Raw genomic sequence first — 19,775 nt, 5'->3', positions numbered from 1 at the left:
CAGTATCGGGAGTCAGACCCTCGTGCTCATGCTACTTACCCAAGAAAGTTGACCTTGAGTGATGGTCTCGCCACGCTTCGGCGCCGCGCAGGACGGCGGTGTGGACGGCGCGGGCCGCGCGGGCGCCCCAGTCTGAGCGGGGGCCGCCGAACAGCTCCTGCGGGCCGTCCGCGCGGGCCGCGACGCAGACGGCGTCCGAGGCGGTGCCGGTGCCGGCGAAGCCGGCTTCGAGCATGGCCTGGGTCTTCGCCTCGGTGACCGTCATCACGGTGTTGACCAGGGCCGCGTCCGTCATGGCGACGGGCAGGGCGACCACGATGTTGATGGTGCCGACGCGGATGGGGGCGAGCTCCGGGTCCTGGTGGCCCTCGGGGGCGGCGGCCCAGGTGGGGACGCGGAGCCCGACCGTGGCCCAGGCCCGTACGCCGCCGTCGGTGGCGCGGACGTACCGGTCGACGGAGGCGGCCGTCATCATGCCGACCCCGGCCCCGTGGGAGGGCCCGAGCGAGATGAGGTGGTCGGCCGGGTCCATGCGCGCGTACCCGGCCACGACCTGGGCGTTCAGCACCCACTCGCGCTCGCCGATGCCGCCCCCGAGCAGCGCGGAGGAGATCATCCGCCACCCGGGGCCGAACTCCCACAGCAGCGCCCCCAGCCTGGCGCCGTCCTCGACGCGGTAGCTGAGCTTCATGATCTCCCCCTGACGAGATGCACGACAGGCCGCCCGTCGGGGCCCGGCTCGATTTTGACCTGCGCGTCGAAGTGCCGTCCGACGAGTTCCTCGGTGAGCACGGCGGCGGGCTCGCCGGTGGCGGCGGCGCGGCCCTCGGCGAGCAGCAGGAGCGAGTCGGCGTACAGGCCGGCGACGGTGAGGTCGTGCAGGGTGGTGACGACGGTCAGGCCGTCGGCGCGGCGCAGCCGATCGACCAGCTCCAGCACCTGCTGCTGGTGGCCGAGGTCGAGCGCGGTGGTGGGCTCGTCGAGCAGCAGGACGGGCGCCTCCTGCGCGAGCGCCCTGGCCAGCACGGCGCGCTGCCGCTCGCCGCCGGACAGCTCGCCGACCGGCCGCATCGCGAGCCCGGTCAGGTCGAGCCGCTCCAGGACGGATTCGGCGACGGCCCGGTCGTGCCCGCTCTCGCGCCCCAGGTAGGGGATGTACGGCGTGCGCCCGAGCAGCGCGTAGTCGAAGACCGTCATGTCGGGCGGCAGGGCGGGCGCCTGGGGCGCGTACGCGACGAGCCTGGCCCGCTCGCGCGGCTTGAGCGCGGCGGCGGGCCGCCCGCCGAGCGTGACCTCGCCCCGGTGCGTGACCAGCCCCATGACGGCCTTGAGCAGCGTGGACTTGCCGGCCCCGTTGGGCCCGATGACGGCCGTCCACTCGCCGCGCCGCACGTGCAGGTCCACCTGGGAGAGCACCTCGCGCTCGCCCAGCCGTACGGTGAGCCCGCGTGCCCCGATCACGTGACCACCCGCCTGGTCATGCGCAGGACGGCGACGAAGAACGGCGCTCCCACGAACATCGTGACCACCCCGATCGGCAGCTCGGCGGGCGCGAGCACGGTGCGGGCGACGAGGTCGGCCACCACCAGGAAGGCCGCGCCGCCGATGAGCGACAGCGGCAGCACGATCCGGTACGAGCCGCCGGCCAGCCGCCGCACGACGTGCGGGACGACGATGCCGACGAACCCGATGAGCCCGCTGACCGCGACGGCCGCGGCGGTGGCCAGGGAGGCGGCGAGCAGCACGACGAAGCGCACCCGCCCGGCCCGTACGCCGAGCCCCGCCGCCTCCTCGTCGCCCACGGACAGCACGTCGAGCATGCGCCCGTGCAGCAGGAGCAGGACGGCGGAGACGGCGGCGTACGGCAGGACGAGCAGGAGCTGGTCCCATCCGCCGCCGACGTCGCCGAGGATCCAGGCGTAGATGCGCTGCAGCTTCTCGACCTCGAACTGCTGCAGGAACGTCTGGATCGCGGTGAGGAACGAGGTGACGGCGACGCCGGCCAGGACGAGCGTGGCGGTGCCGCCGTTGCGTCCCGCGGTGTTGCCCAGCGTGTACGCCAGGAACACCCCGCCCACCGCCCCCGCGAACGCGGCCACGGGCACGCCGGCGGACGGCAGCAGCACGATGGCCGCCGTCGCCGCCAGCCCGGCCCCGGCGGCCGCGCCCAGCAGGTAAGGGTCGGCGAGCGGGTTGCGGAAGACGCCCTGGTACCCGGCTCCCGCCATGGCGAGCAGCCCGCCGACGACGGCGGCGACCAGCACCCTGGGCAGCCGCAGCTCGAACAGCAGCCCCTGCTCGACCGGGGCGAGCCCCGAGTCGACGTGGGTGAGCGGCAGCCAGTCCGCGACCTGGAGCACGACCTGCCAGGGCGAGATGTCGGCGGCCCCGTCGAGCAGCCCGGCGATCATGCACCCGGCCAGCAGGACCAGCGCCCCGGCGATCCAGAGCGGCCGCGCCCGCGCAGGCCGGGCGGGGCCGGCGGGTTTCGCCATCGTCAGCCCGTGCCGTCGGTCTTCGCCGAGGCCTCGGCGACGGCCTCGCCGATGCTCCTGGCCAGGTCGGCCACGCGCGGCCCCCACCGGGAGGCGATGTCGTCGTCGAGCTCGGTCACCCGGTCGTTCTTGATGGCGGACAGGTTCTTCCAGCCGGGCCGCGCGGCCAGCGCGTCCTTGTTCTGCCGGCAGCACTTGACGTCGGCGAGGAAGATCAGGTCGGGGTCGGCCTGGGCGACGAACTCGGCGGACAGCTTGGGGTAGCCGCCGGCCGCGTCGGGCGCCTTGTCGGCGATGTTGGTGAGCCCGAACAGGCCGTAGATCTGCCCGATGAACGTCTTGGACGTCACGGCGTAGGGGGTCTGGTCGAGCTCGTGGTAGTAGGTGAGCTTGGTGTCCTTGGGCGCCTTGGCGGCGAGGTCGTCGATGGCGGTCTTCATGCCGGTGACGACCTTGTCGGCCTCGTCCTGGTGGCCGGTGGCGGCGCCCAGCTCGGAGATCTCCTCGTACGCCTCGTCCAGCCCGGTGGCGGCGGGCTGGTGGAGCACGGGCACGTTCACCTTGCCCAGCTCGGAGACGACGTCGTCGAGGTCGTCGGACAGGATGACGAGGTCGGGCTTTCGGGCGACGATGGCCTCGACGTTGGGCTTGAAGCCGGACAGGTCGGTCTTGGGGGCCTCAGGCGGGTAGTTGGAGCGGTCGTCCACGGCGACGACCTGGGAGCCCGCGCCGATGGCGTAGAGGGTCTCGGTGTGCGTGGCCGAGAGCGAGACGATGCGCTCGGGCCGCTTGGGGATGGTGACCTTGCCGTTGGCCGCTTCGACGGTGACGGGGAAGCCGGCGGCCGAGGGGGCGGCGGACGCTGAGGTGGGGGCGGCTGTGGGGGCGGCTGTGGGGGCGGCTGTGGTGCCGGTCTGGCCGCAACCGGCCAGGACGAGCGTTCCCAGCAGCGCGCCCGCGAAGGCCGTGCGTACGGGCCTCACGAGTAGTCCTTTCACACTGTTGGAACCGAGAGACCCGCTGGTAGCGACGGATCACCCTTTTCCACGAGGGTTGATGTGCGTCGGCGCGGAGGCAGGCGACCTGGCTATGACAGTTGCGGGACAGCGCCGGACTCTCACCGGACTTCGCTGCGCTCTGCGCGTCGGGCAAACGCTATCAATCCCTCATACACGCGCCGCGTCAAGGGGCGAGTTGGGCCTCCGCCTCGGCGATGATCCGCTGGATGCGCAGTCCGTGTGCGGCGTCCAGGGGGTGGCCGCCGCCCTTGCGGACGGTGGCGGCGAACTCCTCGGCGACCCTGGCGAAGTGGTCGTCGTCCCCGTCGCGGGGCGGCAGGACGGCGTTGCCGGTGCGGCCGTACACGGCGATGGTGGACGGCGGCACGTCGCCGCCCGCGGCCATGCTCAGCGACGCCTCGCTGACCGCGCCGCCCTCGTGCTCCAGCAGCAGGCCGATCCAGCGCAGCGGGTGGCCGTGCGCGCGCACGCCGGTGACGGGGCCGAGCGCGGCGTCGAGCACGTCGATCACGTGCGGTCCCACGTCGAGCAGGGCGCCGCGCTCCAGCCGCCAGGGGGTGGCGAAGGGGTGGTCGCCGAGCAGCGCGCCGGAGATGTTGGCGGCGTGGCCGCCGAACGGCTCGACCTCGGCGCAGCGGGCCAGGAAGGCGCGGGTGGCGGCGGTGTAGCGCATGGTGAAGACCATCTGGGTCGCGACGCCGGACTCGGCGACGGCGTCCGCGACGCGCTGGGCGGCGTCGAGCGAGTCGGCGAGCGGCTTCTCCAGCAGCAGCGCCTTGCCCGCGCGGGCGGCGCGGACGGCGTACTCGGCCTGGACGGCGGGCGGGACGCAGAACGCGACGGCCTCGCAGTGCTCGAACAGCTCCTCGACCCGCTCGAACACCGGCGCGCCCAGCTCGGCGGCGGCTTCGGGGCGGCGGGCCCAGACGCCGGCCAGCCGCGTGTGCGGGCTCTCGGCCAGCATGGGCGCGTGCGCCATGCGCGCCCAGGGTCCCGCCCCGATCAGTCCGACCGCCACCGGCTCCATGCACGTCCTCCTCAGGAAATCAGGATATTTCCAACCATAGAGGAGAAGATCACCACTCCACGAGCAGGGCCGTCAGCCCGCGGCCCACGAGCGACCTGCGGTACGCGACCTCCTGCCCGGGAACCAGCCGCAGGCCGGGCAGCCGCCGTCCGAGCACCTCCAGCGCCGTGCGCAGCTGCAGCCGGCCCAGCGCCGCACCCACGCAGAAGTGGATGCCGTGGCCGAAGACGAGGTGGTCGCCCGCGTTGGGCCGGTCGATCACGAACCGCTCCGGCTCGGGAAAGACGCTCTCGTCGTGTCCCGCCGAGTCGGTGGACAGCAGCACGAGCGAGCCCGCCGGGATCGTCACGCCGTGCAGGACGACGTCCTCCGCCGCGTACCTGAACGAGCCCAGCGAGGCCCCGTCGATGCGCATGCACTCCTCCGACGCGCCCGCCAGCAGCGGCTCGGGCACCGGCCAGCAGCCCTCCCTGAGCAGCCGCAGCACGGTGTTGCCCAGCTGGTTCGGCACGGTGTCGTTGCCGCCGAGCAGGATCGTCGAGATCAGCTCGACCACCTCGCGGTGGGTCAGCTCGGCGCCGATGAGCGCGGTCATCAGTGAGGTGAAGTCGTCGCGCGGGCGCGCGGCGCGCTCGGCCACCAGGCGGTCCACGTACGCGAGGTAGTCGAGGAAGCTCGCGGCCAGCTCAAGCTGGCGCCGCGGCGGCTGCGGCGACAGGAAGAGCTGGAACCAGTCCTTGACGTGCGCCTGCACGAACGCCTCGTCCTCCTCGGGCACGCCGATGAAGCGGGCGGTCAGCTTGACCGACGGCTCGTGCCCGATCTCAGTGACGAAGTCGGCGGCGCAGTGGGTGGCGCCGCGCGGGGCGAGGCGGTCGAGCAGGTCCTCGTTGAGCCGCCGGAACTCCTGCTCCAGCGCGGCCACCGCGCGCGGCGTGAACGCCCGCGACACCGACCTGCGCAGGCGGGTGTGGTCGGGCGGGTCCACGTTGGCCACGAAGCTCGACAGGAACGAGCCGTGCTCGCCCAGCTTGTCGCGGGTCTCCTGGGTGAGGCTGCGGGAGATGGTCAGCGAGCCCTTGGAGGAGAAGCGGCGCGGGTCGCCGTACGCGGCGCGCACGTCGGCGTACCTGGTCAGCACGTACGCCCCCAGCTGCGCGCTGCGGAACACCGGCGCCTCCCTGCGCAGCCTGGCCAGGAACGGGTACGGGCCGGCCACGTGCCAGGCGGCGCTCACGTCGAAGTCGCCCAGGGTCGCGTGCTCGGTCATCCGAAGATCCTCCGCGGGTTGCCGACGAGCATCTGGTGGATCTGCTCCTCGGTGACGCCCCTGGCGCGCAGCGCGGGCAGCACGTCCTGGGAGATGTGGAGCAGGTGGTAGCGGGGGTGGCGGCGGCGTACGACGGCGGCGTCGAAGCGGTCGTTGAAGCAGTAGGAGTCGTGGCCGAGCACCATGCGCCCGGCGTGGCCGCGCTCGCACATCGCGGCCACGACCGCCACCCGGTCGTCGAACGGGCAGATCGTGTCGATCCCGAACCTGTCCATGCCGAGGTAGGACCCGTTCGCCACCAGTTCCTCCAGGTAGGCGAGGTCGGTGGAGTCGCCGGCGTGGCCGATGACCACCCGGCCGAGGTCCACGCCCAGCGAGGCGAGCAGCTTCTGCTGCTCCAGCCCGCCTCTGGAGGCGCTGTGCGAGTGGGTGGTGATGGGCGCCCCGGTGGCCAGGTGGGCCTCGGCGACCGCCCTGAACACCCGCCGGCAGCCCTCGGTCATGCCCTGCCGGTCGGAGGCGCACTTGAGCATGGCCGCCTTGACGCCGGTCCGGCCGATGCCCTCGGTGAGGTCGCGGACGAAGAACTCGGCCAGCCGGTCGGGCCCGCCGAACAGCGAGCCCGGCCCGCGGTTGCCGAAGTACGGCGGCAGCGCGTCGTAGGTGTAGAGCCCGGTGGCGGCCACGATGGTGACCGAGGTCAGCTCGGCCACCCGCTGCACGGCGGGGACGTACCTGCCGAGGCCGACCACGGTCAGGTCCACGACCGTGTCGATGCCGGCCGCCTTGAGCGCGTCGAGCTTGGCGGCGGCCTCGCGGGCGCGCGTCTCCAGGTCCCAGCCCTCGGGGATGTCCGGCCAGTTCCACAGGATCTCGGGGCTGAGCCCGAAGACGTGCTCGTGCATGAGCGTCGCCCCGAGGTCGGCGACCGGGCCGGTCACGGTTTCAGGCACGGGAACCTCTCGTGCTCGAACGGCCGGTTGACCTGGAGGCCGAGCCCGTCGGTCTGGGCGTAGGGCAGGCCGGTGTAGAGGGCGTCGGCGTCGAAGTAGGTGACGGTGAAGGACAGGCGGGGGCGGTCGTGGCGGTTGGCGGGCGCGCCGTGCACGGTCAGCGCGTGGTGCACGGTCGCGTCGCCGGCCTTGAGGTCGAGCGGCGGCGACAGCTCCAGCTCCTTCAGCCAGGGGTGCTGGGTGAGCTGGTCGTCATCCGGGCGGGTGAAGCTGCGGCCGAGCAGCCCGTGGCGGTGCGAGCCCGCGTAGAAGCGCAGCGCGCCCATGCCGGCGGGCACGTCGGCGAGGGCGAGCCAGACGGTGAGCATGGCCGAGCGGTCCATCGGCATCCAGGGGAAGTCCTGGTGGAACTCGGTGGCGCCGTGCTCGCCCGCCTCCTTGACGAGCAGGTTGGTGACCTGCACGCGGACGGCCCGCACGCCGTGCAGCAGCCGGACGGCGTTGCGTCCCATCTGGGGGTGCAGGGCGAGGGCGGCGAACGCCTCGTCGGTCGCGGCGACGTCCCTGGACTGGCCGAACGCCGCGTCCACCGGGCCGCGGTGCTCCCTGGGCCGCTCGCGCAGGTGGTCCAGGGCGCGCTCGCGCAGCGCGGCGGCGGTGGCGGGGTCGATCAGCCGGCTCAGCCTGACCCAGCCGTGCGCGGCGAAGAAGCCCGCCTCGGCGGCGGTCGCCTCCCGTACCGGGATCTCCATGGGCACAGTCTCGCACCAGAGCAAGCGCTTGGTAAGCCCTGTGGTTAGACTCACGGCCATGCGGCGGTTCAGGTTCGGCGCGGTGGTCAGGCAGGCGGAGTCGGGGCGCGCGTGGGCGGAGAAGGCCAGGCGGCTGGAGGACGCCGGGTTCGACGTGCTGCTGGTGCCCGACCACCTCACCGGCGACAGGTTCGCGCCGGTCGCGGCCCTGACGGCGGCCGCGTGCGCCACCGGGCGGCTGCGGGTCGGCACGCTGGTGTTCGCCAACGACTTCCGGCATCCCGCCGTGCTCGCCAAGGAGGCCGCCACGCTGGACGTGCTGTCGGGCGGGCGGCTCGAGGTGGGGATCGGCACCGGCTGGATGGCCGCCGACTACGCGGGCGCGGGGCTGCGGCTGGAACCTCCCGGCGTACGGGTCGAGCGGCTGCGCGAGGCGCTGCACGTGCTCAAGGGGCTCTGGGGCGACGGCCCGTTCAGCTTCGACGGGCGGCACTACCGCGTCACCGGCCTCGACCAGCGCCCCAAGCCCGTGCAGCGGCCCCGCCCGCCGCTGGTGATCGGCGCGGGCGGCGCGAGGATGCTCCGCCTGGCCGCCCGGGAGGCCGACGTCGTCAACCTCACCCTGCGGGTCCTGCCCGACGGGAGCGGCCCCGACGTACGCGACGGCGGCCCCGCCGCACTCGAAGCCAGGCTGGCCGTCGTCAAGGAGGCGGCCGGTGACCGCTACCCCTGCCTGGAGCTGGGCACGAGCGTGATGGCGGTGGGCGAGCTCAAGGCCGATGAGTCGTGGAGCGCCGCGCGCACGGCACCGCTGGAGGGCACCCCGCAGCTCCTGCTCGGCACCCGGCAGGACATCGCGGACCAGCTCCGCCACTGGCGGGACGAGCACGACCTGTCCTACTTCGTGCTGCACCACGAGCGCGATCTGCCCGCCTTCGAGCCCGTCGCCGAGGAGCTGGCGGGCACCTGACGGCGGGCGGCTCGGGACCGTAGCGGATGATGGGGGCCATGAACGAGATGCTGCTGCTCCGGCACGGAGAGACCGAGTGGAGCAAGGCGGGCAGGCACACCGGCCGTACGGACCTGCCTTTGACGGAGCACGGCGAGGAGCAGGCCAGGGCGCTGGCGCCGCTGGTCAAGGAGCCTTTTCAGCTGGTGCTGGTGTCCCCCGCCCAGCGCGCGGGACGCACGGCGGAGCTGGCCGGGCTGAGCGGGTACGAGGTGGACCCCGACCTGTGGGAGTGGGACTACGGCGGCTATGAGGGCATCACCACGCCGCAGATCCGCGAGACGCGGCCCGGCTGGTACCTGTGGCGTGACGGCGTGATCCCCGGCGACGCCGACCATCCCGGCGAGAGCGCCTCCGAGGTGGCGGTGCGCGCCGACCGGGTGATCGAGCGGGCCCGCGCGGTGGACGGGCGGGTGGCGCTGGTGGCGCACGGGCACTTCCTGCGCGTGCTGGCCGCCCGCTGGCTGGGCCTCGCGCCCGAGGAGGGGCGGCTGCTCAAGCTCGACACCGGCACGTACTCGCGGCTCGGGTACGAGCACGCCGAGCCGGTGCTGCTGACCTGGAACGCCCCCGTGAGTTAACCGACCTTCGCGCGCAGGGCCGACTCGTGCAGCGCCCTGCTCACCAGCCAGCCGCGTAACGACCCGAGCGCCGGGTCGTACGACAGCGGCTGCTCCCAGAGGGCGACGAACACGCTCTGCGTCACCTCCTCCGCGTGCGCCGGGCTGCCGGTGACCTTGACCGCGACGCCGTACACGTACGGGCCGTGCCGGTCGTAGGCGTCGGCCAGCGCGTCGAGGTCGCCGGCGGTCAGGCGCGCGCGCAGGTCCATGTCGCTCATCAGTCGCATCCCAGGGTCGCGGCGGCGGCGATCAGGTCACGGGCGAGTGCGGGGTCGCCCTCGGCGGCGTACGGGAAGGCGCCTGGCGGCCACCGGTTGCCCAGCAGCCGGCAGAAGCCGGCGGCGTCGGCCGAGATGAGCACGGCGACGTGGTCGGAGGCGGGCGAGAGCGGGACCGTCCAGGTGCCGCCGCCCGGCCCGGTGAGCACGATGGTGGCCGAGACGTCGCGGCGCGGCCCGCGCAGCGCGCGCGGCAGCAGCGCCAGCCCGAACTCGGCGACCATGTGCACGTGCTCGGGCTTCGGCGCGGCCCCGGCCCGGTCGGTGGCGGCCCTGATGTCGTCGGCGTGCGTCCAGGTCTCGAACGTGCGCTGGATCATGGCCTGGCGCAGCGGCGCGCGGGCCGGCCGCGCACCCGCCAGCGCCACCTCCACGCCGAGCAGCACCTCGCTGCCCGCCGACACGCGCGCCAGCAGCGAGCCCGCCTGCTCGCGCCAGCGCCGGTGCGCGGTGTGCGCGGGGGCTCCCGGGACGCCCATGAACCTGGCCACGGTCGCGTCGTTGGCCGTCAGGTGCTCGACCATGCCCCTGACCGTGCCGTGCTTGGGGACCGGCGCCTCCCACTGGGCCGGGCTCAGCTCGGCCAGCAGGTCGTCCATGAGCGCGACCTGCTCGGCGTACGGGACGGCGACGGTGGACACGCCCATCGCGGCGGGGGTGCGGCGGCGGCGCGCCCCGGACAGCACGGCCTCGCGCAGCCCGGGCGGCGGCCCGGCGGCGGCCTCGGGCTGATCGAGCAGCGCGATCGCCGCGGTGCAGTCGGGGCACGAGGCGACGTGGTCGTCGGGGCGCTGCCCGTCGAAGAGGTACGAGTCCGTCATGGCCACCTCCGCAGCCGACGCTAACCCGGCGGGTGCCCCGGAGCCAGGCGGCAGCCGGGGAACGGTGCGAGCAGCGTCTCACGCCAGGGGCCTTCGAGATAGTCGCGGGCGCGTTTTGCCCACGCCGGCAGCCGCGGGTCGGGCGGCGCCTCGTCGTCGAGGCCGAGCGCGGCGTCGCGGGCGCGTTGCGTGGCCAGGTGGTCGTCGAGGGAGACGGCCCAGAGGGTGACCGCCTCGGTGTCGCAGAACAGCACCTCGTACAGGCCGGCCAGGGTGTGGCCGTGCTCGGCGAGCAGCGGGGCGCGTTCCGTGCGTACGGCGTGCAGGTAGTCGAGGGCGGCGCCGGGGCGTACGCGGGCGCTCTCGAAGAGGTAGAGCTCGGCGGCCGGTGCCGCGGACAGCGGCGGGCAGCCCGGCACGGCGCCGAGCGGCCGGGAGAAGGCGGAGAAGCGCAGGTCGTCGATGTCGGACAGGAACAGCCGCGCGTCGACGCCCTGGTAGATCTCCATCATCTGCCGCCACCCGCCGTCCCAGCCGCCGTGGCAGTCCCACAGCGTGACGGCCTTGAACTGCGGGTGGCCGGTGATGCCGACCGCGTAGAAGGCGCCCACCAGGTCGATCTGGCGGGACCTGATGGACATGCCGGAGGTGAGCGTGGGCGCGGTGCGGCTCTCGTCCTCGCGCTTGTAGCGGGTCAGCCAGGTGAGGTAGTCGAGCGGCCGCCTGGAGTTCATCGGCCGGAAGTCGACCTCCTCGATCAGGTGGATCGCGCGCCGCACTGCGCCTCCTCTACCAAGCGATTGCTTGGCTTCGAGGATAGCGATCAGGCGAGCGCCTGGGAAGGCTGCGGGCCGCGCCCGGTGAGCCACTCGAGGACCTTGCGATGCCCGGAGGCGGCGTCCTCGAAATGGCCCCAGTGCCAGTAGCGGGGCTGGTCCCTGATGCCGGTCACCCACGTGCGGTAGGAGACGCCGGCCGGGGTCGTCGTGGTGGCCCCGCCGGCCGCGGGCGCGACACCATAGGTGCGGATCACGACCTTGCCGCCGGGTGCGAAGAGCACGTCGTCGGCGATCGGATACAGGGTCATCTGGTCGAGCATGACCCCGATCCTCGCCGGAGGAGGAGGCCGGGCGGTTACACCCCCGGCGCGCCGCCGTTAAGCGGACGCGCCGGAGGTTAACACGGTGTTACACGAGCAGGCCGTCGAACTCTCCGTCCTTCACCCCGAGCACCAGAGCCCGGATCTCGTCACGGGTATAGATCAGGGCAGGTCCGTCGGGGAAGCGCGAGTTGCGCACCGCGATGCCCCCGTCGGGGAGCTCCGCGAGCTCGACGCAGTTGCCCTGCGAGTTGCTGTAGCGGCTCTTGCGCCAGGCGACCTCGGTCAGGTCGGCCGCAGGCATGCCGTTGTAGGTCTGGTTCATCTACATCTTTCTGAGAAGACCGCCGATGAGCTCGACGGTGCCTCCTGGCGTGGTGCTCTCCACGCACAACTGCTCCATGGCCGTGAGGTACGGGTCGACGTCCTCACGCTTGTCCAGGTACAGGGCACCCCAGAGCTGCTCGACGTAGACAACGTCCGACAGATCGGACTCGGGAAACCGCAAGATGCTGAACGCGCCCCCTTCAGCGGCGTGCTTGCCGAACCTGAAGGGCATCACCTGGATGGTGATGTTGGGAAGGGCGGCGACTTCCAGCAGATGCTGGAGCTGCTCGGACATGACCTCCCGCCCGCCGATGGTCCGCTTGAGCGCCGCCTCGTCGATGACGGCCCACAGCTTGGGCCCGTCCTTCCGGGTGAAGCGCTCCTGGCGCTGCATGCGCATGTGCACGCGCCGCTCGATGCTCTCGGGGGTCGCATCGGGGTTGCCAAGCTGATAGACAGAACGCGCATAAGCGGCCGTCTGCAGCAGACCGGGCACGAACTGCACCTCATAGGTGCGGATCACGCTCGCGGCCTCCTCCAGGCCGATGTACGTGGTGAACCACGTCGGCAGCACGGCCGAGTACTTGTGCCACCACCCGGGGGTGTTGGCCTCGCGCACCATCTCCAGCAGGGCACGGCGTTCGGCATCGTCGACGACGCCGTACAGGGTGAGCAGGTCTTCCACGTCACGTGTCTTGAAGCCGACGCGGCCGAGCTCCATGCGGCTGATCTTGGACTCGGACGCCCGGATGTGGAATCCGGCCTGTGCCCGGTCGAGCCCGCTGCGCTCACGGAGACGCCTGAGGCTCGCCCCCAGCATGATGCGCCGAACGGTCGAACCGGTCCCGGGCGGATCAATGGACACGTGCTTGCTCCTTGGTCGTTTCCTTGCCACAAGTGTGTCACTTCACGGCCGAAAGATCATGGCCGCGGACAAGATCCCCTTTCCCCCATATTGACCTTTTGAGGGAAACCGTAGCGCCTGCACGAGTTGTCTGCACGTGCATTCGCTCTTGCACCTGCACGAGAGTTTGTCGCAGAATGATCACGTGCAATCCACCACGGCGCACGACCAGTGGACCACGTTCGATTGGTGGCCCCCGATCGGCTGGTGGCCTGAGGCGGCTCGCGATCTCCTGGTCCCGGGCCCATCGGCCAGCGCCACGTACGTGCTCCCGCCCGAGGCGTCCTCGGTCCACTCCGCCCGCAGCTTCACCGCCGGCACGCTGGCCGGCTGGGGCCTGAACGAGCTGGCCGAGAACATGGAGCTGGTGGTCAGCGAGCTCGCCACCAACGCCCTGCGCCACGGCCTGTGCCTCGACGACCCGCGCAGGCAGCGCACCGTCCACATGTCACTCGTCCGCCGCGGCCCCCTCGTCACCAGCGCCTTCACCGATCCAGGCTCCTCGGTGCCGGTGCTGCGATACCCTGGCCCCCTTGACACCGGCGGCCTCGGACTCCACATCGTCGAATCGCTCAGCCTCCGCTGGGGCTGGTCCGCACTCGCGCCCCACGGAAAGATCGTCTGGGCAGTCCTCTCCTGACCGGGGGTGATCTGCATTACCGTGGATGGTCATGGCTCACGGTGAGTCCCGCGCGCGACCCCATGAGAGTGCTGACAGATGGAAGATCACCTGCTCGGCTGGCTACGAACACTAGACGAGGACAGGCTTGGGCGCATCCTGGCGAACAGGCCCGACGCCATCGCCGCGCCCTGGCCCCGGCGCCTCGACACCCTCGCCCAGCGCCTGGGCAACGGTTTCGCCGTGATGGAGACCCTGCGCCGGCTGCCGCTGCCCTGCCTGCAGCTCGCCGAGGCCGCCCTGGCCATGACCCGCCCCACCCCCGGCTCGCTGGCGCGCTTCCTCAACAGGGGCTCGGAAGACGTCACCCCCTGGCTCGCACACCTCTACGACCACGCCCTGGCCTGGCCGGGCGACGACGACGTCATCCACTTCGCCGAGGGCGTCACCCGCTACTGGTCCGCCCCGCTCAGCCTGGGCGAGCCGCTTGAGCACTACCTCAACTCCTGGTCGATCAGCAACGACGCGCTCCACGCGCTCGCCCGCTCGCTCGGCCTGCCCGCCCAGGGCAACAAGCGCCGCACGATCGCCCGCGTCATCGAGACGCTGAGCGACGCCGAGCGCCTGCGCACGCTCATCGCCGGCGCCCCCACCGGCACCGTCCCGCTGCTCGACCGCTTCGCCTGGGACGGCCCCGCACTCGACGTCGACGGCGGCACGTTCGTCACCCCCGGCACGCCCGAGAAGTGGTGCGCCGACCACGGCCTGCTCTTCCGGCCGAGCTGGCACGTCGCCGAGATCCCCCGCGAGGTGGCGATCCGGCTGCGCGGCCCCGGCTACCACCCGCCCTACCGGCCCGAAGCCCCCGAGATCGCCACCATCCCGGTCGATCCAGAAGAGGTCGACCACCTCATGACGCTGGCCGCGCCGCACGTCGTCGAGCGCTGCGCGGCGCTGCTCGACAACACCTCCAAGACGCCGCTGCCGCTGCTCAAGACCGGCGGCGTCGGCGTGCGCGAGGTCCGCAGGGTGGCCAAGGAGACCGGCTGCGACGAGGACGAGACCCGCCTGCTGCTGGAGATCTGCGCCGTGGCCAGGCTGCTGGCCTGGGACGAGCCGTCCGGCGGCATGATCCCCACCGAGCGCTTCGACCGCTGGCGGCTCGACGAGGGCTCGGCCCGGCTGCGGGTGCTGCTGGCCGCCTGGTGGCGCATGGAGCGCTCCTCCCTGCGCAAGATCGACGGCAAGTACGGCACCGTGCTCGGCGACGACCCCATCGGCGGCACGCTGGCCGAGATCCGCAGAGCCGTGCTGTCGGTGCTGGCCGGCCTGCCCGCCGGCACCGCGTTCGCCGACCGCGAGAGCCTCATCGAGGGCGTCCACTGGCACGCGCCGCTGCTCGACGTGCGGCTGCTGCGCTCGTGCGCGCCCGCCGTGCTCGACGAGGCCCGCCTGCTCGGGCTGCTGGCCAACAACGCGCTGACCGACCTCGGCAGGGCGCTGGCCGGGCTCACCGCGCGGCCCGGCGACGAGAACGACGACGCCGTCCCCATGGTCGAGCACGACCCCATGCTGGCCGAGGCGGCCACCCGCGCGCTGGCCAGCGTCCGCAGGAGCGCGCTGTTCGGCCCCGACCTGACCGCCGTCGTCACCGGACCGCCGTCGGCCGAGCTCGCGGCGCTGCTCGACCGCACCGCCGAGCGCGAGTCGCGCGGCGCGGCCTCGGTGTGGCGCTTCACCACCGAGAGCGTGCGCCGCGCGCTCGACCAGGGCTACGAGGCCGACACGCTGCTCGACGAGCTGGCCGCGGTCGGCACGATCCCGCAGCCGCTCGAATACCTGGTCCGCGACACCGCGCGGCGCCACGGCGAGGTGACGGTCACCACGGTCGGCTGCGTCATCCAGGCCACCGACACCGCGCTGCTCGCCGAGATCGCCGCGCACCGCCGCCTCGGCCGGCTCGGGCTGCGGCTGCTCGCGCCCACGGTGCTGGTGAGCAGGGCGCCCGCCGACCGCACGCTGTCGGCGCTGCGCGAGGTCGGCTACTCTCCCGTGCCGGTCTCCGACACCGGGGAGATCACCATCCACCGGGCCCGCCCGGAGGAGCCGGCGGGCGGCAAGCTCATCCTGCTGCCCGGCGGGCAGGTGGCCGAGCTGTCCGACTTCCCCGGCATCACCGAGACGCCCCCCTACATGCTGGCCGAGCCCGCGCCCGACCCGTACGAGCACGCCCGCAGGCTGCTCGCCGCCGGCCGGCCCGAGGACGACAGGAACGGCCGCACCTGGGCCATCATCGGCCGCATGGCCACCCGGCTGCCGACCGCGCAGCAGTCGCTGCTCGGGTTCGTGGTCGATCGCGGCGTGCGGGCCGGCATCACGCTCGCCGACGGGCTGACCGCCACGATCAGCCATGGCGAGCTCAAGGGCGGCGCGCTCGACGCCTGGTGCGAGGAGGCGGGCGACTACCTGGAGTTCCCGCTCGCCGAGATCGTCGAGGTGCGGGGGGCCTACTGACCCCCGCTACTTCAGCGGCTTGGCCTTCGCCAGGTTGGCCACCAGGCCCTCCAGGAAGTCGGCGTAGCCCTGGTAGCTGAAGGGCGCCTCGGCGTTCCACGGGTAGAGCTGGCCCGCCTCCACCGCGGGGAGCTTGGCGAAGGTGGGCTTCTTCATCATCTCCTCGGGCTTGAGCGCCTGCGTGCGGGTGTCGTAGAGGATCACGTCGGCGTCGTAGGTGTCGGCGTTCTCCCAGCTCAGCGTCTGGAAGAAGCCGCCGTCGTCCACCTTGTCGGGCTTGACGACGTCGAGGCCGGCGCTGGTCAGGTGCACGATGTCGGGGTACTCGGGCGGGTTGACGATCCAGAACGCGTCGGCGCCGCCCGACACCATGAGCACCTTGAGGTCCTTGAACTCGGCCAGCTTCGCGGTGGCCGCCTCCATGCGGGCCTTGGCCTCCGGCACGCCCGCCATGTCAGCGCCGAGCGACTGGGCGAGCCGCTCGTACGTGCCGATGACCTCGGTCGCGCTCTTGCCGGTGAGCATGACGCCGACGGTGGGGGCGACCTGCTCGATGGTGTCCTTCGACTTCTCGGGCACGTACCAGAGGGTGCCCTTGACGTACATGCTGCTGACCAGGAGGTCGGGCTGCAGCGCGATGTACTGCTCGACGTTGAACTCGTCCCACACGTTGCCGAGGCCGGTGACCTTGGTGATGTCGACGTTGCCGACCTGCGGGTCCTTGCCGCCGTCGGCGAGCTTGTGGGGGCCGAAGACGCCGATCGGGCGCACGCCGAAGTCCCACAGCGCGGCGGCGGCGCCGACCTGCGCGACGATCCTGGCGGGGACCTTGGGCAGGTCGAGCTTCTTGTCACGGTCGTCGGTGAACGTCCAGCCCTGCGCGGACGGCGCGCCCGACCCGGCGGGCGACGAGGCGGGTGCCGCCTCGCCGCCGCCGTCGCCGCACGCCGCCAGTGTCAGGGCCGCCGCGAGTCCCGCCGCGCCCGCGAGGAAGCCCCTGCGAGGCAGTACCGGTCCCGACATGTGCATCTCCTCAAGGTTGCCTGGCCTTGCTTGCTTGCTGGACCATTAGATTAGCCTTGCCTAAGTTTGACCTACGACGAGAGGGGGGTCGGGTGCGCCCGGCAGAGGACACGGCCCAGGTGGCCGTGAGCGGAACCGCCGAGAGGAGGGCCGAGGGGCGCCCGTCCGTGCCGGCCGTCGGGCTGGTCGTCGGGCTGGTGGTCACGTTCGCCGTTCTGGTGCTGGTCGCGCTGGCCAGCGTGGCGCTGGGCGCGCGGTCGGTGTCGTTCGGCACGGTGATCGAGGCGTTCCTGGCGCCCGACGGCTCCAGCGACCACACGGTCATCCGCGAGCTGCGCGTCCCCCGTACGCTGCTGGGCCTCGGCGTCGGCGCCACGCTCGGGCTGGCCGGCGCGCTCATGCAGAGCCTGACCCGCAACCCGCTCGCCGACCCCGGCCTGCTGGGCGTCAACGAGGGCGCCGCGCTGGGCGTCACGCTGGCGATCGGCGTGTTCGGGCTCGGCGACCCCACCGTGTACGTCTGGTTCGCCTTCGGCGGCGCCGCCCTGGCCTCGTTCGTCGTCTACGCGCTCGCCTCGTCGGGCCGCTCGGGATCGAGCCCGGTACGCCTGGCCCTGGCCGGCGTCGCCTTCGGCATGGTGTGCACCGCGGTCGCCTCGGCCATCCTGCGCATGGACTCGCAGACCTTCGACCGCATGCGGTTCTGGCTGACCGGCTCCCTGGCCGGGCAGACGGCCGACACGCTGGTGCGGCTGGCGCCGTTCATGGTCGCCGGGCTGGTGATGGGGCTGCTGCTGGCCAGGCCGCTCAACATGCTGGCGCTCGGTGACGACGCGGGCAAGGCGCTCGGCGTCGCGGTCAACCGCACGCGGATACTCACCGGCATCGCCGTCACGCTGCTGTGCGGCGCGGCGACGGCCGCCGCGGGGCCGCTGTGGTTCGTCGGGCTCATCGTGCCGCACGCGGTGCGCGCCGCGGTGGGGCCCGACCAGCGGTGGGTGCTGCCGTACTCGGCGCTGGCCGCGCCCGTGCTGCTGCTCGGCGCCGACGTGGTCGGGCGGCTCATCGCCCGGCCGGGCGAGGTGCAGGTGGGCATCGTGTGGGCGGTGATCGGCGCGCCGATCTTCATCCTGATGGCGAGGCGGAGGCGGGTGGCGGCGCTGTGAACGTCCGCGTCGGATCCTGGTCCGTACGGCTCGCGCCGCGCGCCCTGCTCGTCACCGCGCTCCTCGTCCTCGCCGGCTTCGCCGTGAGCGTGGCCGCGCTGTCCACCGGCGAGTTCACCGTGCCGGTGCCCGACATCATCGACGCCCTGTTCGGCCAGGGCACGCCGGTCGCCGAGCTGATCGTGAGCAAGCTGCGCGCCCCGCGCGTGGTGACCGGGCTGCTGGTCGGGGCCGCGTTCGGGCTGAGCGGGGCCATCTTCCAGAGCCTGACGAGGAACCCGCTCGGCAGCCCCGACTTCATCGGCTTCACCGCGGGGGCCTCCACGGGCGGCATCATCGCCGTCGTCGCCGGCGGCTCCGCCATCATGATCGCCGGCGGCGCGCTGCTCGGCTGCGTGGTGACGGCGGCCCTGGTGTACGCGCTGGCCTACCGGGGCGGCGTGGCCGGCTACCGGCTCGTCCTGGTCGGCATCGGGGCCAACGCGCTGCTGCTGGCCGTCAACTCGTACATCCTGACCAGGGCCAACATCAACGACGCGGCCACCGCGGGCGCCTGGCTCACCGGCAGCCTGAGCGGGCGCGGCTGGGACCACGCGGGGCCCGTCGCGCTCGCGCTGGTCGTGCTGCTGCCGGTGTGCGCGGCCATCGCGCGGCCGATGCGCATGATCGAGATGGGCGACGACGCGGCCAAGGCCATGGGCATCAGGGTCGAGGTCGTCCGCGCGGCGGCCATCGCGGCCGGGGTGCTGCTGTCCGGGGTGGCCACGGCCGCCGCCGGGCCCGTCGTGTTCGTCGCGCTGGCCGCGCCGCAGCTCGCCCGGCGGCTCACCCGCTCCCCCGGCGTCACCCTGGCGGCGTCGGCGTTGATGGGCGCCGTGCTGCTGATCGCCGCCGACCTGGCCGCGCAGCGGCTGCTCGCCCCCACCCAGCTTCCCGTCGGCGTGCTGACCGCCGCGATCGGCGGCACGTACCTCGTCCTGCTCCTGCGAAAGGACCGCCACTGATGGTCTCCTCCCGCCTGTCCGGCACCGGCCTCACCCTCGCCTACGACCAGCGCGTCGTGGCCTCCGACCTCAGCGTGGCGATCCCCGACGCGTCCTTCACCGTGATCATCGGCCCGAACGCGTGCGGCAAGTCCACCCTGCTGCGGGCGCTCGCGCGGATGCTGAAGCCGAAGGCCGGCGCCGTGCACCTCGACGGGAGCGTGATCACCTCGCTGCCGTCGAAGGAGGTGGCGCGGCGGCTCGGCCTGCTGCCGCAGAGCTCGATCGTGCCGGACGGCATCACCGTGGCCGACCTGGTGGCCCGTGGCCGCTACCCGCACCAGAAGCTCATGCGGCAGTGGTCGAAGGCCGACGAGGCGGCGGTGACGGAGGCCATGCGCGCCACCGACGTGGCCGGGCTCGCCGACCGGATCGTGGACGAGCTGTCGGGCGGGCAGCGGCAGCGGGTGTGGCTGGCCATGGCTCTGGCGCAGGAGACGCCGATCCTGCTGCTAGACGAGCCCACCACGTTCCTGGACATCTCCCACCAGATCGAGGTGCTCGATCTCTGCGCCGACCTGCACGAGGCCGGGCGGACCATGGTGGCCGTGCTGCACGACCTCAACCAGGCGTGCCGGTACGCCACGCACCTGATCGTGATGTGCGGCGGCGAGGTCGTCGCTTCCGGCGACCCTGCCGAGATCGTCACGTCGGAGCTGGTGCGGGAGGTGTTCGACCTGCGCTGCGAGATCATCCAGGACCCGCAGTCGGGCACCCCGCTCATCGTCCCCGAGTCCCGCCGCCGCGTCGCCGCCTCCGCCTGACCGCCTCCGCCTGACCGCCTCCGCCTGACGGGCGGCTTCGGCGGTTGTGGCCGGGGCGGCGTGGGCCGC

At 72.9% G+C, this 19,775-nt stretch carries 22 protein-coding genes and 1 riboswitch; of the genes, 7 read left to right on the top strand and 15 right to left on the bottom strand.

The window, feature by feature from the left end:
- Nucleotides 1-31 precede the first annotated feature (31 nt).
- From AB0K12_RS13195 to AB0K12_RS13160, 8 genes are all read right to left on the bottom strand, one after another.
- Nucleotides 32-691, bottom strand: coding sequence for an adenosylcobinamide amidohydrolase (locus AB0K12_RS13195; RefSeq protein WP_364559403.1), 660 nt, complete (start codon nt 689-691; stop codon nt 32-34).
- The gene (locus AB0K12_RS13190; protein ID WP_364559400.1) at nt 688-1,461 is read right to left on the bottom strand and encodes an ABC transporter ATP-binding protein; all 774 of its coding nucleotides are present in this window, start codon (nt 1,459-1,461) and stop codon (nt 688-690) included. The genes AB0K12_RS13195 and AB0K12_RS13190 overlap by 4 nt, the downstream gene beginning before the upstream one ends.
- Nucleotides 1,458-2,495, bottom strand: coding sequence for an iron ABC transporter permease (locus AB0K12_RS13185; RefSeq protein WP_364559396.1), 1,038 nt, complete (start codon nt 2,493-2,495; stop codon nt 1,458-1,460). Before AB0K12_RS13185 ends, AB0K12_RS13190 begins: the two co-directional genes overlap by 4 nt.
- A gap of 2 nt (nt 2,496-2,497) precedes the next feature.
- Nucleotides 2,498-3,478: an ABC transporter substrate-binding protein gene (locus AB0K12_RS13180; protein WP_364559393.1), complete on the bottom strand. Its 981-nt coding sequence runs from the start codon at nt 3,476-3,478 to the stop codon at nt 2,498-2,500.
- Between the two features lie 72 nt (nt 3,479-3,550).
- A riboswitch (cobalamin riboswitch) is annotated at nt 3,551-3,670 on the bottom strand.
- 7 nt (nt 3,671-3,677) lie between these two features.
- Nucleotides 3,678-4,541, bottom strand: a complete 864-nt coding sequence (locus AB0K12_RS13175) for a Gfo/Idh/MocA family oxidoreductase (RefSeq protein WP_364559391.1) — start codon at nt 4,539-4,541, stop codon at nt 3,678-3,680.
- A 49-nt stretch (nt 4,542-4,590) separates the two neighbouring features.
- Complete coding sequence (locus AB0K12_RS13170) at nt 4,591-5,811, bottom strand: cytochrome P450 (protein WP_364559388.1); 1,221 nt, start codon at nt 5,809-5,811, stop codon at nt 4,591-4,593.
- Nucleotides 5,808-6,764, bottom strand: a complete 957-nt coding sequence (locus AB0K12_RS13165; protein ID WP_364559386.1) for a phosphotriesterase-related protein — start codon at nt 6,762-6,764, stop codon at nt 5,808-5,810. The genes AB0K12_RS13170 and AB0K12_RS13165 overlap by 4 nt, the downstream gene beginning before the upstream one ends.
- The gene (locus AB0K12_RS13160; RefSeq protein ID WP_364559383.1) at nt 6,749-7,516 is read right to left on the bottom strand and encodes a phytanoyl-CoA dioxygenase family protein; all 768 of its coding nucleotides are present in this window, start codon (nt 7,514-7,516) and stop codon (nt 6,749-6,751) included. The genes AB0K12_RS13165 and AB0K12_RS13160 overlap by 16 nt, the downstream gene beginning before the upstream one ends.
- Before the next feature lie 58 nt (nt 7,517-7,574).
- Between AB0K12_RS13160 and AB0K12_RS13155 the strand changes: the two genes are divergently transcribed.
- Both AB0K12_RS13155 and AB0K12_RS13150 read left to right on the top strand, forming a co-directional pair.
- Nucleotides 7,575-8,486, top strand: a complete 912-nt coding sequence (locus tag AB0K12_RS13155; RefSeq protein ID WP_364559380.1) for a TIGR03621 family F420-dependent LLM class oxidoreductase — start codon at nt 7,575-7,577, stop codon at nt 8,484-8,486.
- A 38-nt stretch (nt 8,487-8,524) separates the two neighbouring features.
- The gene (locus AB0K12_RS13150; RefSeq protein ID WP_345400641.1) at nt 8,525-9,106 is read left to right on the top strand and encodes a histidine phosphatase family protein; all 582 of its coding nucleotides are present in this window, start codon (nt 8,525-8,527) and stop codon (nt 9,104-9,106) included.
- Here AB0K12_RS13150 and AB0K12_RS13145 read toward each other — a convergent pair.
- The 6 genes from AB0K12_RS13145 to AB0K12_RS13120 form a co-directional block, all read right to left on the bottom strand.
- Nucleotides 9,103-9,366, bottom strand: a complete 264-nt coding sequence (locus AB0K12_RS13145; RefSeq protein WP_364559376.1) for a sigma factor — start codon at nt 9,364-9,366, stop codon at nt 9,103-9,105. The genes AB0K12_RS13150 and AB0K12_RS13145 overlap by 4 nt on opposite strands.
- Nucleotides 9,366-10,247 (bottom strand): maleylpyruvate isomerase family mycothiol-dependent enzyme, encoded by an 882-nt coding sequence (locus AB0K12_RS13140; RefSeq protein WP_364559373.1) that lies wholly within the window; start codon nt 10,245-10,247, stop codon nt 9,366-9,368. The genes AB0K12_RS13145 and AB0K12_RS13140 overlap by 1 nt, the downstream gene beginning before the upstream one ends.
- Nucleotides 10,248-10,267: 20 nt before the next feature.
- Nucleotides 10,268-11,026, bottom strand: a complete 759-nt coding sequence (locus AB0K12_RS13135) for a hypothetical protein (protein ID WP_364559371.1) — start codon at nt 11,024-11,026, stop codon at nt 10,268-10,270.
- Between the two features lie 44 nt (nt 11,027-11,070).
- Nucleotides 11,071-11,346 carry a hypothetical protein gene (locus AB0K12_RS13130; RefSeq protein ID WP_364559368.1) on the bottom strand — a complete coding sequence of 92 codons (276 nt, stop codon included), beginning with the start codon at nt 11,344-11,346 and terminating at the stop codon, nt 11,071-11,073.
- An 88-nt stretch (nt 11,347-11,434) separates the two neighbouring features.
- Entirely contained in the window at nt 11,435-11,671 is a 237-nt protein-coding gene (locus tag AB0K12_RS13125) for a DUF397 domain-containing protein (RefSeq protein ID WP_345400620.1), read from the bottom strand.
- Nucleotides 11,672-12,493 carry a helix-turn-helix transcriptional regulator gene (locus tag AB0K12_RS13120; RefSeq protein WP_364383510.1) on the bottom strand — a complete coding sequence of 274 codons (822 nt, stop codon included), beginning with the start codon at nt 12,491-12,493 and terminating at the stop codon, nt 11,672-11,674.
- 229 nt (nt 12,494-12,722) lie between these two features.
- Here AB0K12_RS13120 and AB0K12_RS13115 point away from each other — a divergent pair, with 229 nt between their 5' ends.
- Together AB0K12_RS13115 and AB0K12_RS13110 are read left to right on the top strand one after the other, a co-directional pair.
- Complete coding sequence (locus AB0K12_RS13115; protein WP_364559364.1) at nt 12,723-13,217, top strand: ATP-binding protein; 495 nt, start codon at nt 12,723-12,725, stop codon at nt 13,215-13,217.
- A gap of 78 nt (nt 13,218-13,295) precedes the next feature.
- Entirely contained in the window at nt 13,296-15,710 is a 2,415-nt protein-coding gene (locus tag AB0K12_RS13110; RefSeq protein ID WP_364559362.1) for a helicase-associated domain-containing protein, read from the top strand.
- A 6-nt stretch (nt 15,711-15,716) separates the two neighbouring features.
- Here the strand turns inward: AB0K12_RS13110 and AB0K12_RS13105 are convergent, their stop codons facing one another.
- Nucleotides 15,717-16,733, bottom strand: a complete 1,017-nt coding sequence (locus tag AB0K12_RS13105) for an ABC transporter substrate-binding protein (RefSeq protein ID WP_364559359.1) — start codon at nt 16,731-16,733, stop codon at nt 15,717-15,719.
- Between the two features lie 92 nt (nt 16,734-16,825).
- On the opposite strand from AB0K12_RS13105, the gene AB0K12_RS13100 reads away from it, so the two are divergent.
- Genes AB0K12_RS13100 through AB0K12_RS13090 form a run of 3 tightly spaced genes read left to right on the top strand, consistent with a single transcriptional unit; the run spans nt 16,826 to nt 19,706 of the window.
- Nucleotides 16,826-17,899 carry an iron chelate uptake ABC transporter family permease subunit gene (locus AB0K12_RS13100; RefSeq protein WP_364559356.1) on the top strand — a complete coding sequence of 358 codons (1,074 nt, stop codon included), beginning with the start codon at nt 16,826-16,828 and terminating at the stop codon, nt 17,897-17,899.
- Complete coding sequence (locus AB0K12_RS13095; protein ID WP_364559353.1) at nt 17,896-18,903, top strand: iron chelate uptake ABC transporter family permease subunit; 1,008 nt, start codon at nt 17,896-17,898, stop codon at nt 18,901-18,903. The genes AB0K12_RS13100 and AB0K12_RS13095 overlap by 4 nt, the downstream gene beginning before the upstream one ends.
- Nucleotides 18,903-19,706 (top strand): ABC transporter ATP-binding protein, encoded by an 804-nt coding sequence (locus tag AB0K12_RS13090; RefSeq protein ID WP_364559350.1) that lies wholly within the window; start codon nt 18,903-18,905, stop codon nt 19,704-19,706. Before AB0K12_RS13095 ends, AB0K12_RS13090 begins: the two co-directional genes overlap by 1 nt.
- Nucleotides 19,707-19,775 lie beyond the last annotated feature (69 nt).

It is taken from the genome of Nonomuraea sp. NPDC049419, from assembly GCF_040676995.1.
Classification (GTDB): domain Bacteria; phylum Actinomycetota; class Actinomycetes; order Streptosporangiales; family Streptosporangiaceae; genus Nonomuraea; species Nonomuraea salmonea.
The sequence above is the reverse complement of the archived record's forward strand: the minus strand, read 5'-3'. Positions and strand labels throughout refer to the sequence as shown.

Bases quoted from the DNA above. Each gene is read 5' to 3' on its own strand.
- AB0K12_RS13195 (WP_364559403.1), bottom strand. From the start codon at position 691: ATGAAGCTCAGCTACCGCGTCGAGGACGGCGCCAGGCTGGGGGCGCTG.
- AB0K12_RS13185 (WP_364559396.1), bottom strand. From the start codon at position 2,495: ATGGCGAAACCCGCCGGCCCCGCCCGGCCTGCGCGGGCGCGGCCGCTC.
- AB0K12_RS13175 (WP_364559391.1), bottom strand. From the start codon at position 4,541: ATGGAGCCGGTGGCGGTCGGACTGATCGGGGCGGGACCCTGGGCGCGC.
- AB0K12_RS13170 (WP_364559388.1), bottom strand. From the start codon at position 5,811: ATGACCGAGCACGCGACCCTGGGCGACTTCGACGTGAGCGCCGCCTGG.
- AB0K12_RS13160 (WP_364559383.1), bottom strand. From the start codon at position 7,516: ATGGAGATCCCGGTACGGGAGGCGACCGCCGCCGAGGCGGGCTTCTTC.
- AB0K12_RS13155 (WP_364559380.1), top strand. From the start codon at position 7,575: ATGCGGCGGTTCAGGTTCGGCGCGGTGGTCAGGCAGGCGGAGTCGGGG.
- AB0K12_RS13150 (WP_345400641.1), top strand. From the start codon at position 8,525: ATGAACGAGATGCTGCTGCTCCGGCACGGAGAGACCGAGTGGAGCAAG.
- AB0K12_RS13145 (WP_364559376.1), bottom strand. From the start codon at position 9,366: ATGAGCGACATGGACCTGCGCGCGCGCCTGACCGCCGGCGACCTCGAC.
- AB0K12_RS13140 (WP_364559373.1), bottom strand. From the start codon at position 10,247: ATGACGGACTCGTACCTCTTCGACGGGCAGCGCCCCGACGACCACGTC.
- AB0K12_RS13130 (WP_364559368.1), bottom strand. From the start codon at position 11,346: ATGCTCGACCAGATGACCCTGTATCCGATCGCCGACGACGTGCTCTTC.
- AB0K12_RS13125 (WP_345400620.1), bottom strand. From the start codon at position 11,671: ATGAACCAGACCTACAACGGCATGCCTGCGGCCGACCTGACCGAGGTC.
- AB0K12_RS13120 (WP_364383510.1), bottom strand. From the start codon at position 12,493: ATGCTGGGGGCGAGCCTCAGGCGTCTCCGTGAGCGCAGCGGGCTCGAC.
- AB0K12_RS13110 (WP_364559362.1), top strand. From the start codon at position 13,296: ATGGAAGATCACCTGCTCGGCTGGCTACGAACACTAGACGAGGACAGG.
- AB0K12_RS13105 (WP_364559359.1), bottom strand. From the start codon at position 16,733: ATGTCGGGACCGGTACTGCCTCGCAGGGGCTTCCTCGCGGGCGCGGCG.
- AB0K12_RS13090 (WP_364559350.1), top strand. From the start codon at position 18,903: ATGGTCTCCTCCCGCCTGTCCGGCACCGGCCTCACCCTCGCCTACGAC.